Annotated in this window: 15 protein-coding genes; 4 read left to right on the forward strand and 11 right to left on the reverse strand. The window is 44.6% G+C overall.

The features are described from left to right. Positions 1-85: 85 nt before the first annotated feature. The 4 genes from ppnP to BC351_RS17950 all read right to left on the reverse strand — a co-directional run bounded on the left by ppnP (position 86) and on the right by BC351_RS17950 (position 4,797). Positions 86-403 (reverse strand): pyrimidine/purine nucleoside phosphorylase, encoded by a 318-nt coding sequence (gene ppnP / locus BC351_RS17935; protein WP_079414113.1) that lies wholly within the window; start codon positions 401-403, stop codon positions 86-88. Positions 404-484: 81 nt separating this feature from the next. Beyond that, positions 485-2,506 (reverse strand): transketolase, encoded by a 2,022-nt coding sequence (tkt, locus tag BC351_RS17940; protein ID WP_079414114.1) that lies wholly within the window; start codon positions 2,504-2,506, stop codon positions 485-487. Positions 2,507-2,700: 194 nt separating this feature from the next. After that, positions 2,701-3,600 carry a formyltetrahydrofolate deformylase gene (gene purU, locus BC351_RS17945; RefSeq protein ID WP_079414115.1) on the reverse strand — a complete coding sequence of 300 codons (900 nt, stop codon included), beginning with the start codon at positions 3,598-3,600 and terminating at the stop codon, positions 2,701-2,703. Between the two features lie 69 nt (positions 3,601-3,669). Further along, complete coding sequence (locus BC351_RS17950) at positions 3,670-4,797, reverse strand: deoxyribonuclease IV (RefSeq protein ID WP_079414116.1); 1,128 nt, start codon at positions 4,795-4,797, stop codon at positions 3,670-3,672. Between the two features lie 122 nt (positions 4,798-4,919). On the opposite strand from BC351_RS17950, the gene BC351_RS17955 reads away from it, so the two are divergent. After that, entirely contained in the window at positions 4,920-5,348 is a 429-nt protein-coding gene (locus BC351_RS17955) for a DUF2621 domain-containing protein (RefSeq protein ID WP_079414117.1), read from the forward strand. 510 nt (positions 5,349-5,858) lie between these two features. On the opposite strand, the gene BC351_RS17965 is transcribed toward BC351_RS17955, so the two are convergent. Further along, positions 5,859-6,293 (reverse strand): hypothetical protein, encoded by a 435-nt coding sequence (locus BC351_RS17965; RefSeq protein ID WP_079414119.1) that lies wholly within the window; start codon positions 6,291-6,293, stop codon positions 5,859-5,861. 139 nt (positions 6,294-6,432) lie between these two features. On the opposite strand from BC351_RS17965, the gene BC351_RS17970 reads away from it, so the two are divergent. Further along, positions 6,433-6,801 carry a helix-turn-helix domain-containing protein gene (locus BC351_RS17970; protein ID WP_079414203.1) on the forward strand — a complete coding sequence of 123 codons (369 nt, stop codon included), beginning with the start codon at positions 6,433-6,435 and terminating at the stop codon, positions 6,799-6,801. A 158-nt stretch (positions 6,802-6,959) separates the two neighbouring features. On the opposite strand, the gene BC351_RS17975 is transcribed toward BC351_RS17970, so the two are convergent. Beyond that, positions 6,960-7,466 (reverse strand): tyrosine-type recombinase/integrase, encoded by a 507-nt coding sequence (locus BC351_RS17975; protein WP_079414120.1) that lies wholly within the window; start codon positions 7,464-7,466, stop codon positions 6,960-6,962. Between the two features lie 251 nt (positions 7,467-7,717). Here BC351_RS17975 and BC351_RS17980 point away from each other — a divergent pair, with 251 nt between their 5' ends. Beyond that, positions 7,718-8,005 (forward strand): hypothetical protein, encoded by a 288-nt coding sequence (locus BC351_RS17980; RefSeq protein WP_079414121.1) that lies wholly within the window; start codon positions 7,718-7,720, stop codon positions 8,003-8,005. Positions 8,006-8,046: 41 nt separating this feature from the next. Here BC351_RS17980 and BC351_RS17985 read toward each other — a convergent pair whose 3' ends face one another. Beyond that, a complete protein-coding gene (locus tag BC351_RS17985) occupies positions 8,047-8,913 on the reverse strand; it encodes a metallophosphoesterase (protein WP_079414122.1) in 867 nt (288 codons plus the stop codon). Between the two features lie 196 nt (positions 8,914-9,109). Between BC351_RS17985 and BC351_RS17990 the strand changes: the two genes are divergently transcribed. Beyond that, entirely contained in the window at positions 9,110-9,289 is a 180-nt protein-coding gene (locus tag BC351_RS17990; protein ID WP_079414123.1) for an anti-repressor SinI family protein, read from the forward strand. A gap of 21 nt (positions 9,290-9,310) precedes the next feature. On the opposite strand, the gene BC351_RS17995 is transcribed toward BC351_RS17990, so the two are convergent. The 4 genes from BC351_RS17995 to BC351_RS18010 form a co-directional block, all read right to left on the reverse strand. Beyond that, the gene (locus BC351_RS17995) at positions 9,311-9,652 is read right to left on the reverse strand and encodes a helix-turn-helix domain-containing protein (RefSeq protein ID WP_079414124.1); all 342 of its coding nucleotides are present in this window, start codon (positions 9,650-9,652) and stop codon (positions 9,311-9,313) included. A gap of 139 nt (positions 9,653-9,791) precedes the next feature. Continuing rightward, positions 9,792-10,142, reverse strand: a complete 351-nt coding sequence (locus BC351_RS18000; protein WP_079414125.1) for a helix-turn-helix domain-containing protein — start codon at positions 10,140-10,142, stop codon at positions 9,792-9,794. Between the two features lie 8 nt (positions 10,143-10,150). Then, entirely contained in the window at positions 10,151-11,953 is a 1,803-nt protein-coding gene (gene glmS / locus BC351_RS18005) for a glutamine--fructose-6-phosphate transaminase (isomerizing) (RefSeq protein WP_079414126.1), read from the reverse strand. A gap of 26 nt (positions 11,954-11,979) precedes the next feature. Further along, positions 11,980-13,146, reverse strand: coding sequence for a DegT/DnrJ/EryC1/StrS family aminotransferase (locus BC351_RS18010; RefSeq protein WP_079414127.1), 1,167 nt, complete (start codon positions 13,144-13,146; stop codon positions 11,980-11,982). Positions 13,147-13,191: the final 45 nt, after the last annotated feature.

Below are 13,191 nucleotides of genomic sequence, written 5' to 3' on the forward strand. Positions count from 1 at the left end.
ACCAAAAATCCCATACCCCCATCCGACATTAAGTCCGATAGAGGTATGGGATTTCTTTGGCAGAGAATGATCTCTCCGTCTAATTTTACTCAGAAATATAAGAGCAGATATAATCGCTGACTGTTTTCACTTCGAGCTTGAATTTCGTGTTAGCCGGAACTGTGAATTCACCTTGACCGCTAATGCTGATCCATTCGCTGCTGCCTGGAAGCAATACATTCAAGTCACCCGCTTGAATTTCCATGATTTCTTTCGTATCCGTGCCGAATTCGTATTCACCTGGAAGCAGGATACCGAGCGTTTTTTTGGTTCCGTCTGCGAATACAACGGTACGGCTCGTTACTTTACCGTCGAAATAAACATTGGCTTTCGTTAGTACGGTTACATTTTCAAAGCTGGACATGGTGAATAGTTCCCCCTCTAATTAACGATGAATATAATGGCAAGCCCACCGCTGGTGGGCTTTGGCCATGGATGAATTAGCTTATGACAAGAGAGCTTTCACTCTCGCTACAACATTTTCAGGAGAGAAGCCGTATTCTTTGAGAACTACGTCCCCAGGTGCGGAAGCTCCGAAAGTGGAAATCCCCAAGATAGAACCTTGGTCGCCTACATAACGCTCCCAACCAAGCGGGTACGCCATTTCAACTGCAAGACGCTTCTTAACTTCCGGCAGAATAACAGAATCTTTGTATTCTTTGGATTGCTTCTCGAACAGCTCCAAGCTTGGCAAACTGACGACACGAACGTGAATGCCTTCTTCTTGCAGCAATTTTTGCGCCGCGACAGCCAATTGTACTTCGGAGCCTGTTGCCAGGATCTGAGCGTCCGGTTTGCCGTTAGCTGCGTCGGATACCACGTATCCGCCTTTTCTCAGGTTTGCTTTGGCTCCTTCTACCGCACCTTCAAGGATCGGCAAATTCTGACGAGTCAATACGAGTGCAACTGGTCCTTTAGCCTCAGCAATCGCATAACGCCATGCTTCGGAAGTTTCGTTGCCGTCCGCAGGACGAATTACGGTAATGCCCGGAATGACGCGAAGCGCTGGCAGTTGTTCAATCGGCTCATGCGTAGGTCCGTCTTCACCAACAGCAATACTGTCATGTGTTAGAACGTAGATAACCGGAAGCTGCATAAGAGCCGCCAAACGGATCGAAGCACGCAGATAGTCGGAGAATACGAAGAAAGTCGCTCCGTATACTTTCACACCGCCATGCAAAGCCATACCATTCAGTGCAGTACCCATACCGAACTCACGAACACCGAACCACACGTTGCGGCCTGCATAGCTGCTAGCTGTGAAGTTCGCTTCACCCTTGATCATCGTGTTGTTGGAGCTCGCCAGATCCGCGGAGCCACCGATCAATTGCGGCAATTTGCCGGCAACAGCATTGATCGCATTACCGGAAGCAACACGCGTTGCCATCGGCTTGTCCGATGTGCTGTAGACCGGAAGGTCTGCATCCCAGCCTGCTGGCAGTTCACCATTTACAGCCGCGCTGAATTGGTTGCCAAGCTCTGGATATGCTTTGATGTAGTCATTCAGCAGCGTGCTCCAAGCTTGTTCAGCTGCAGCGCCTTCTTTTTGAATCTCCGCATAATGCGCTTTAACTTCGTCCGGAACCAAGAAATCCGGCTCTTCCGGCCAGCCATATGCTTGCTTCGTCAATTTCACTTCGTCGCCGCCAAGCGGTGAACCGTGAGGACCTACGTGGCCGCCTTTGCCGCCTTTGTTCGGGCTGCCGAAGCCGATTGTTGTTTTCACTTCAATCAAGGTAGGACGCGTTGTATCCGCTTTTGCTTCAGCAATTGCTCGGGAAATAGCAGCAAGATCATTTTGCTCTTCTACGCGCAGAACTTGCCAGCCATAAGCTTCGAAACGCCCTTGAACGTTTTCGGAGAATGCCATATTCAATTCGCCATCCAGCGAGATATCGTTGGAATCGTACAACATAATTAATTTACCCAATTTCAGGTGCGCTGCCAAGGAAACGGCTTCGGAAGAAACGCCTTCCATCATATCGCCATCGCCACAGATTGCATAGGTATAGTGGTCGATTACAGGGAAGTTCTCTTTGTTATAAGTCTCTCTCAGGTGAGCTTCGGCCATCGCCATACCCACAGCCATCCCAATACCTTGTCCAAGAGGACCTGTCGTTGCGTCAACACCGGCTGTATGACCGTATTCCGGATGTCCTGGCGTCTTGCTTCCCCATTGGCGGAAGTTCTTGATCTCTTCGATCGGCAGATCGTATCCACATAAGTGAAGAAGGCTGTACAGCAGCATAGAGCCATGTCCCGCGGAAAGCACGAAACGGTCACGATTGACCCATTTTGGATTGGCTGGATTGTGTTTCATATGTTGTTTCCACAGCACGTAAGCCATTGGGGCTGCCCCCATAACCATACCTGGGTGTCCTGATTTGGCTTTCTCAACGGCATCGATACCGAGAGTACGGATCGTGTCTACGGCTAGTTGTTCAATCGTTTTGTTTGTAACTGTCATTCGAGAATTTCCTCCTATTTGTCTGTATTTATCATCCATGTCCAACTTGTACATACAAGTAACTTTTATCGCTTGCATTATTGTACCATTTGCTTTGAGGCTTTGCCACAATAAACCGCTAAAAGGAGTTCACGCCTGTACGGCATCTAGCCAAAAAAGCTGCATCCGCAACGGACACAGCCTAGCTTTCCCCATTAATTAAAAACTACCGTTTTATTGTTATGCACAATAATTCGATCTTCAACATGCCAAGCGACGGCTCTGGCAAGAACAATTCGCTCAATATGTCGACCGATTCGTTTCAAGTCTTCGACGTTGTCACGATGGCTTACCCGCTGAACGTCCTGCTCAATAATTGGCCCGCCATCTAATTCCTCAGTCACGTAATGAGCCGTGGCTCCGATGATTTTCACACCGCGGTTATGAGCTTGCGCATAAGGCTTGCCGCCGACAAACGCTGGCAAGAACGAATGATGAATATTAATAATCCGATTCGCGTAATGCTTAATGAAAGAAGGCGACACGATTTGCATATAGCGTGCGAGAACGATCGCATCTACCTTGTCTCCCACCACTTCTAGCTGACGGCGCTCCGCTTCTGCTTTCGTATCGGCTGTCACCGGAATGTGGTAATACGGGATGCCGAAAGGCTCTACCAGCGACTGCATATCCGGATGATTGCTGATCACCATCGCGATATCCGCATTCAGATCGCCGGCACGCCAATGCCACAGCAGCTCAAGCAACGCATGATCTTCCTTCGATACGAAAATCGCGATCCGCTTTTTCTGGCTGGCCAACGATAGGCTCCAATCCATCTTGAACTTGTCTGCAACGCCGGAGAAATCCGCTCTCAACTGCTCGACACGATTCGCAAGCTCTTCCAGATCAAATTCGATACGGATGAAGAACATTCCGCCTTCCGGATCCATCGTATATTGATCGGATTGCACGATATTCGCACCATATTCAAATAAAAATTGTGAAACTGCCGCGACGATGCCTGGTTGATCAGGACAGGAAATTAACATTCTTGCCCTATTCTTCATTTCGATGTCTTTGCGAAGTGGACCATTATTACTTGCCAGTACCATGTTTCTCCCCCTATAAGCCTAAACTAAAGCTCCCCGTTAAGGGAGCTGCGTCTCTATTATTGAACTCTATTAAGCTTTTTTCAACACATCTTTGCCGGCAAGCCACACAATCAGGCGTTGATTCAATTGTTCTTCCGTCAAATCAGCCAAAATGCGTTCTTCGAACAGGATATCGTACAAACGCTCCAAAGGCTCGCGTCCATCCGCTTTCTTCGCTTTTGCATCATTTTTCAATAGATCCCATGTATTTAGGACATAATCACGGAAATGAATATCTTTTTTGCCGAATAAATGGTCAATCCGCTCGACTTGATCCAAGAATTCGCCGCCAAAACGTCCGCTCAAATTGCCTGACAACAAAGCGATCTCAGCCTCGTACATCGGACGCTGCGTTTTGTCTTCTTTTCCGATCCAAGGTGTCTCTAGAATCATCGGCAGATGCTGCAGCTTAGGATGGTTGGCTACATTATTCATCGCCTCGAAGCCAATCCATCCCGAACCTAACGGTGCGTGACGGTCTTTGCTGGCTCCGCGGGAATTTTTACTGTCATTCAAGTGAATCACGCCAAGTCTTTCCAGACCGACGACTTTATCAAAGTGATGCAGAACACCGTCCAGATCGTTCACGATATCATAGCCGGCATCATGAATATGGCAAGTATCCATACAAACGGAAATTTTGCTGTTTTCTTCAACACGCTCGATGATCTCGGCAATCTCCTCGAAGCTGCGGCCAATTTCAGTCCCTTTGCCAGCCATCGTTTCCAGTGCAATCTTGACATTCGTATCCTTCACGCCAGCAAGCACTTCGTTCAATCCATCGGCGATTCTAGCAATGCCATACTCGGCATCTTTGTCCGTATAGGCTCCTGGATGAAGCACAATATTGCGAACGCCAATGTAGTCAGTGCGACGAATTTCTTCTTGCAGAAAGCGAACAGCCAGCTCAAACGTATCCTCTTTATAAGAACCTAGATTAATAATGTAGGGAGCATGGACAACGATTTCGCCGATGGCATGCTTGTCCATCAAAGCTTTGCCTTCTTCGATATATTGATCCTCAATCGGTTTACGGCGCGTATTTTGCGGAGCGCCCGTGTATATCATAAATGTGGAAGAACCGTATGAAACTGCTTCTTCAGCTGCATTCAACAAGCCTTTATCTGAGAATGAAACGTGTGAACCAATATTGGGCATGATCCATAACTCCTTTGTATGTGTCTTCTACCCTCCTATTTTACTCGGATTGTCGCAAGAAATCTAGAAATAAGGTATAATTCTTATCACATAACGATGTAAACGAGTGAGGTGACAAATAAATGGCTAATGATTTCTTCATGTGGTTCATCATTTTCTGGGTATGTGTCCTGCTTTTTTTCATGTCGGTAGGCGGATTTTTTATGTTTCGGAAGTTTCTCAAGGTGCTTCCCAAGGAAGACGGCAAATCGAAGCTGGATTGGCAGAATCATTACGTTGACAGCTCCCGGCATCTATGGACGGAAGATTCCAAAGTGTTTCTAGATCAACTCGTTTCGCCGGTGCCAACAGCTTTCCGGGATATTGCCAAGCATTCGATCGCCGCGCGCATCGGACAAGTAGCCCTCGAAGCGCAAGCCGATCAAGTCACAAGAGATCACTGTATTGAAGGATATATTCTCGCAACTCCTAAGCGCGACTACAAGAGCTTAACCAGCTTCTTGGAGAAGCAGGCAATTGATTATAGTGCTTATAAGCATTTGCTGCAGTAACAGCAATGACAAAAAGCCGCTCCACTTTTCACAAAAGAGGAGCGGCTTCTTGGAATTTCCATTCTTATAATCCGTATGTTGAAGCAAAAGCTTCTTTCTGATAGATCACTCTATGTACCGGCGCCCTTAGAACTTGATAGGACAAAGGCAGATCAAAATCCGTATAACATTTATGTGAATTGCCAATAATTTCAATATTGAATCTGTTTTCCTCCGTACAAGCACATGATTTACAGAGGCAAAGTGGGATCGTCGTATGATAAAAACCCGTCTTAAAGATCTTGTTTGCGTTTTCTTTTACCATAAGTGAATTACATTGAATACAATATACAATATCTAAATTCATGATCTTCCCCCCTTAATTTCTCGGATTCAACAATTGTTACGATATGTATACAAATCAATTATAGGATACGATTTGTAACATTACAAGGGGGGAAACCCAGAATTTGTGAAAAAGAACTGAATATTCGTCATTCCATAGACGAATCTGCTAATTTTTTAGCATCTTCAGCATATGAGATCGACTGTATTCTCCAGGGATAAAGACTCTGTTGCGTAGCTTTTAACTAGTTTACCGTATTTATTATTCTGTTTGACGGCTAGCTGATTAATCATATATAGCATTTCAGTATCCGTATTTGCATGCTTGTCTTGTTTAATAATTGCTTTATACACGTATTCATTTTCCGTATTGCTGACTAGCGTAATGCCGCCAAGAACGTGAATGGATTGATTAAAAATAGTCAGTTCAAACCCGTAAATGACCTGGTGATTCGTTGGCAAGCATAACGAGCTAATAAATTTAAAATGAAACTTCTCAAGCTCTATAATGTCAATTAATGTATATTTGCTATTAATAGGTTGATCTCGAATTTGAACAATATTTAACTTGCCTATAAACGGTACCAATAATGATAATTTATTCCTTTTTTCCACACCCATTCCCATAACTCTCCTTTATAGTTTCATCTTTTATCTAGTCAAATGAATCTCCGCTTTGCTATAATAGTTCTCTGATACAGCCTTAAAATGCAGTGGATACTGGTTATAGGAAATATATATAGTGAGGAATGATACCTACTTGAAGTATGGAGATCGCATTGCGCAATTACGAGAAAAAAGAGGACTGACTCAAGAAGAACTATCCACGAAAATCGGGATTTCTAGAGCTGCTCTTTCGCATTATGAAACTAATCGCCGTGAGCCCGATTACGAAACGATTAATAAGATTGCAACTTTCTTTCATGTTACTATTGATTATTTGCTCGGCAGAACGGATCAACCCGAAATGGTTCTTGATCACGATGTTCGGGAATTCGTTGAACATCTCGATTTGACGGATGAAAGCATTTTGAAAAAGTTTTCATTAACGGTAGATGGCAGAAGGCTGACTCCCGAAGAAGCAAGAAGATTTATCGCTTTTGTGAGAGCTGAGCGCTCTTTGGAGTAGGTTGTGAGGATGATATCCCTGTTGTAGGCTGAAACTTCTGTGGGTCAATTCCTAGCTGTTGAAGTACCTGATGAATGTTAACCAGAATTTTTTCTTCGTGTTTCATAAAGAAGTCACACTCCCAACGCTCAGCTATGATCTTTGAATTGAAGTGATGGCTAGCTCGTCACACCGATATATCTTAAAGTAACGGATGGGGCCGACTGATTGAATAAATCTCTCAAAACGGAGACGTTTTTCGTTTTTAGGTAATAATGATAACCATATGTTTTGCGGAGCGTGTGCGTACCAATATCAGATAGCCCCACCTGCTTGGCGGCTTCGCTTAGAATCCGATAAACCCGAATTCTCTTGATCGGATTACCCGTTCGTTGGGATGGAAACAAGAAGTTGTCTTCATCCATATATTTGATATAATCCTCAATAAATACCTTGAGCTGTGTAGAAAGCTGAAACGTCTTTAATTTACCCGTTTTTTCCTCCCGCACATGTACGATATTTCGATCCATCACATCTTTTACTTTCAAAGATAGAAGATCACTTAGATGGAGTCCCGAATTAATCCCAATTGTGAATAGAAGCCAGTCTCGAATCGACTGTTCTTTCAACACGGCTTGTATGGCTTCGATTTTCTCTTGTTCTCTAATAGGTTGAACAACTTGCATGAGTTGCACCTCACATCATTTTAATCGGATTCATTTTATGCGATACTAATTGTATCTAAGAATACAAAAAAATATATTTTCTTCCCAAGTCCCCCCTCTTTATTACCATATGATACATATTGTATCACAAATATTAGAAATGATCTATGCCTTTTCTAGTTCTCAAAACCTAATATATACGGTATAATTCTTAATAACGAACAGCCACTCCTACATACATATTAATTTAGCATGAAGGGAGGTTAGGTACAATGTTTAGAATCACCAGAATATCCCTTATCCTTTTGCTGTTTAGCGCTATCCTTCTTCCAGCCTATGCTTCAGCATCAACAGGCTCAAATAACTCCTCCGTGAACAAAAAAACGGCCACACAAACGATTCAACAACTATTCTCTTCCTTCACTAGCAATAAAAAAGAGAGCAAAGAAGATTTAGATGATTTCATGAAGAAAAACTCGAAAAACTTCGATAAAATCAAGTGGGAAGACATAGACTGCAAAGATTCTTATGATATTTGGAAAAAATGGTTCTGCTATTAGAATACACTCCGTTGGCGTAAGCCAGCGGAGCTTCTGCTGAGCTACATCTGCTTAGTCTCCAGATCGAAGACTGTAATCTCAGGCCGGCAATTGAACCGGATCGGAAACAATGTTGTTCCTATTCCGCGATTCGTATACACATGAAATTCACTTCCCGCGAAGCTGTAGAGCCCCATCGGATACTTCTGAGCCAAATCTGGTATAAAGATGCTCCCGTAGAAAGGGATTCGTATCTGTCCCCCATGGCTGTGACCAGAGAGCTGCAAATCTACTGGAAAAGCTAAGGCTGTATCTGCAAAATCGGGTTCATGGGCAAGTAAAAGGACGAAATCGTCTTTCCCTACCCCCTTCAACGCAAGTGGCAAGTCAGGCTGACCATGGAACATTTCATCTATACCCACCACCTGCATGCGCTCGAGTCCTCGTACAATAGAGCGGCTTCCGTTAATAAGTACGGTAAAACCCGAGCGCTCCAGCACATCCACGACTCGTTTGGCATTCAAACGCATATCGTGATTACCGAGGACTGCAAATTTGCCCAGCTGAGCTTGCAGTCGTGCGAGAATCGGAATGACGTCATCGCTTACTTCCCCGAATTTGGAATCAAAGAGATCCCCTGTAAAGCAGATCAAATCAGGTTTCTGCTTTTGTACGAGTTCCACGACTTCTTCCAATCGCTTCAAACTGTAATACTTCCCAATATGTGTATCACTGAATTGAACAATACGCATACCAGCGAAAGAGGATGGAAAACGCCGGTAGGCCAGTCGAACCCTTTTGATTTGAATCCAGAACCGCTCTCCAAAAATACTATAAAGACCGCCAGCTCCCGCTAGGGCAACGAGGGCTTTAAGGGCAAAAAGGCCATTCTTGAGAAACGTCCTACGGCTAAGGCGCTTACCATTCACAAGGTAGTCCCTCCCCTCTCTCGTTTAATGGGGTAATCTTCCGTATTCACGCGTTATTTGTCGAGGGATCTACAATAGCCCTGATACACTTTGTATAATTTTAATATTTTCAGGATTGATTTCAAGGAAAAAACGTGCAATAATAAACAGTAAGATACGATTTGTATCACACAGGATTATTGTGGAGGGGTTAACTATGAGTATGCTAAACCAGATGAAAACCGAAGAGTTCGATGCAGAGTGGATGAATCTGATTATAAGTGCACGTAAATTAGGTCTTACGTTGGAGGATATCCGCGCATTCCTAAGAAGCCCCTATCAACCCATGAAAAATCCACACCTGACAACAGCAAACAATACCTGCACGTCCTCGTAGAATTCATGAACAAACGCAATACTACTCATCGTTCGGACGTTTCATTCTCCATTTATTGAAATCTAAAAATTCCCGGAACTGCTGTTTGTCAACTCCAGAAGTCATGGCTTCCTTAATGATCTCATACCATTCCTGATCCAGCTCACGGTCGTTTGGAGCCATTTCTTCCTGATCATCAATTAACCTGTCAACAGGCACCTTAAGTACAGCTGCAATTTTCTCAAGAAATTGAATCGACGGATTCTTCTGAATATCCCGTTCCAAGCTGCTAATATATGACTTAGCCACGCCTGCTCGCTCTGCCAGTTCTGTCAGGGACAGGCCTTTCTCTTTTCGCAATTGTTGAACTCGTTTACCAATCATTTGGGATCTTCCCTCTTCGTGAAGTTATAGTTGCTCTTGTTGTTAGTATAGCAGAATTTCTTACAACGAACAAATTTGTTTGTTATTAAGAACGGCATTTTACCAAAAAAAGTCTCTTTGGATCAACGCCGTTAATGGACTACTGCTTATTCATCGTTTTATCATCGTGCCATTTCATAAAATCAATTAAAATTTTAAATTCATGGATGCGTTCCTTCGCTATGCCTGATTGTTTCAAGTAAAAAACAAAATCGATCCACTCTTGATCCAGTTGGGGATTGGTGTCCACATCTACGGCTATTTTTAACAGCGTTTTCAAATCTACTTTCAGAACCAAAGCAATTCTTTCCATGACATGAATGGACGGGTTCTGTTTCAGATTTCGTTCAATGTTGCTTAAATAGGATTTGGAGATACCCGTCCGTTCGGAAAGCTCGGACAATGTATAGCCCCTTTGTTTACGGATACTTGAAATGTTTTGTCCGATCATGGTCTCCATCACTCCACAGTGACACTCTTGGCAAGATTTCTGGGTTTATCAATATCGCACCCTCGATATAGCGCAGCATAATAAGCAATTAGCTGGAACGGAATGACAGAAACAAGCGGTGTTAGCCATTCATAGACGGCAGGCAGAATAACATGATCTTCTTTCTCCTCTATCCCTTCAATACTAATCATGCAGACATGTGCGCCGCGTGCTTTGACCTCCTGAACATTGCTGCGAATATTGGCTCTAACATGAGCTTGTGTCAGGAGTGCAATCACCGGAGTACCTTCCTCAATCAAAGCAATCGTGCCGTGCTTCAGCTCTCCGCCTGGAAATCCTTCTGCTTGAATATACGAAATCTCCTTCAGCTTGAGCGCGCCTTCCAAACAAGCGTAGTAGTCCACACCCCGACCGATAAAAAAGCAGTTGTGCGAATCATTTAAATATTGCCAAACGATCTCTTCCATAACTTCCTTGTGATTAATCATAATTTCCATGGCATTAGCGGCAATACTTAATTCATGCGCAGGGTTCACATTCAGCTGAATCCCCTTGGCACGTGCGCTATCGAATGCCAATATGGCTAGGACTGCGATTTGTGCTGTATAAGCCTTCGTGGAGGCTACCGCTATCTCCGGACCGGCATGCGTCAATAAGGTATGCGTGGCTTCGCGAGACAGCGTAGAACCCGGAACGTTGGTTATCGTTAAGGAGCTATAGCCCATTTGTTTGATAGCGACTAACACACCGCGAATATCTGCTGTTTCTCCACTTTGCGAAATAAAGATAAAAAACGGCTTTGGAGACAGAATCGGTCTGTTATATAAGAATTCACTGGCAATGTGTGTTTCAACGGGTATATCCGCTATTTGCTCAATGAGCTGCTTCCCTGCTAATCCAGCGTGGTAGCTAGTACCACAAGCAATGATATAAATCCGATCAGCTTTCTTCATACAATCGCGAATCTCGCTATCCATAATCAAATCGCCAGCAGCATCTTGATATTTGGAGATAACCTTGCGGATAACGATCGGCTGTTCGTCGATTTCCTTCAGCATATAGTGCGGGTAAGGCCCCTTTTCTATATCGCTGGCATTCAGCTTGACGTGAAAGGGTCTGCGCTGAATGACTTCACCGTTCAAGTTTTGAATCCTTTTGAAGTTCTGCCGCAGAATGACGATTTCTTCATCCATCAATTCGACAAATTGATTCGTTACTTGCAGCATGGCCATAGCATCGCTAGCAATAACATGGAAATCGGGACCAAGTCCGATCAGTAAAGGGCTCTTATTTTTCCCCACATAGATCGTTTCCAGATCTTGATTGTCTAATAAGGCAACGGCATAGGACCCCTTGATCTCCAGGAGAAGCTGCCTGAAAGCGTCCTCGACGGCTAATCCACTGTTTACCCATTTATCCAACAATTGCACAATAACTTCTGTATCCGTTTCACTGACGAAGGGGGTATCCAGCAAGTATTGTGCTCTAAGTTCTTCATAGTTTTCAATTACTCCGTTATGCACAACCGTGAATCGTCCGCTGTTGCTAAGATGAGGATGCGCATTTCTCCGACTTGGCTTCCCATGAGTGGCCCATCGGGTGTGACCGATTCCTACTGTCGCCTGTTCCTGCTCATCAATTGCCTCGCGAAGGGCAGCAATGCGGCCCTGTTCTTTGTAGACATGCAGTCCACTGTCGTTTAACAAGGCGATCCCTGATGAGTCATAACCTCTGTATTCAAGCTTTTCTAGCCCTTTCACTAGAATTTCCTTCGCATCTTGATTCCCGATGTATCCGACAATTCCGCACATGGCTGATGATACCTCCTGTATAGTAGTTAACTGGAATGAATAGTTTGCAGGATTGATTTCTTCACACACGAGATGACCCTGATCTGGTCATCTTCTGTCATTTGAGATCCGGAGGGCAGACATAGACCTGTATGAAATAATTGATCTGATACAATTTCCTTATCTTGATGCGGATAAAATAAGGCTCCTTCAAACAGCGGCTGCAGATGAAGCGGCTTCCATACCGGGCGAGCTTCAATGTTCTGTGCCGTCAAGGCTGCGAACACTTCCTGCACACTAGTCCCCGCTTCTTGCTCGTCTATGGTTATGACGGTAAGCCAACGATTCGAGCGGGAATTGGCTAGTTCCGGCATGAACTGAATGCCTGGTACGGAGGACAATGCTTCTTGATACCGGTCACAAATCAATCTTCTAGCTTGAACACGCTCATCCAGCACCTCTAGCTGAGCTCTGCCAATGCCTGCCAGCACATTACTCATCCGGTAATTAAAGCCCAATTGGCTGTGCTGATAGTGGGCAGCTTGGTCTCTGGCTTGTGTAGCTAAAAAACGGGCTCGCTTTAACTGTTCCATATCATTAGACACCAGCATGCCGCCGCCTGAGGTAGATATGATTTTGTTCCCGTTAAAGGAATACACGCCAAATCGGCCAAAGGATCCGCTTGCTTTGCCGCGATAGGTGGAACCCAAGGATTCAGCCGCATCCTCGATAATCGGAATATCAAAGTCATCGCACAACTGGACAATTTCATCCATTTTGGCACTTTGACCATAGAGATTGACAACGATAACAGCTTTGGGCAATTGCCCCTCTCGCCTCGCGTCAAGCAGTGCGCGCTCCAGAGCCTGCGGAGACATATTCCATGTCTCAGGCTCGGAATCAATAAAGACAGGCCTCGCTCCGCAATAGACAATTGGGTTAGCGCTGGCAACAAAGGTAAGGCTTGAGCAGAAAACCGTATCGCCTGCTTTCACATCCAGCAGCTGCAAAGCGAGATGAATAGCCGCTGTCCCTGAGCTGACTGCCGCGGCATCCTTAACGCCTGCATAGGCAGCAAGCTCTTTCTCAAAAGCGTCCACATGGGGACCCAGCGGTGCGATCCAATTTGTATCAAAAGCATCCTGGATATATGTCATTTCATTCCCGCTCATGTGTGGAGGAGAAAGAAATATTTTCTTATTTTGTAGCGACATAGGATTAATTTCACTGCCTTCCTAATTGGTGATATACATCAATAG

This window comes from Paenibacillus ferrarius, assembly GCF_002027705.1.
GTDB lineage: Bacteria > Bacillota > Bacilli > Paenibacillales > NBRC-103111 > Paenibacillus_E > Paenibacillus_E ferrarius.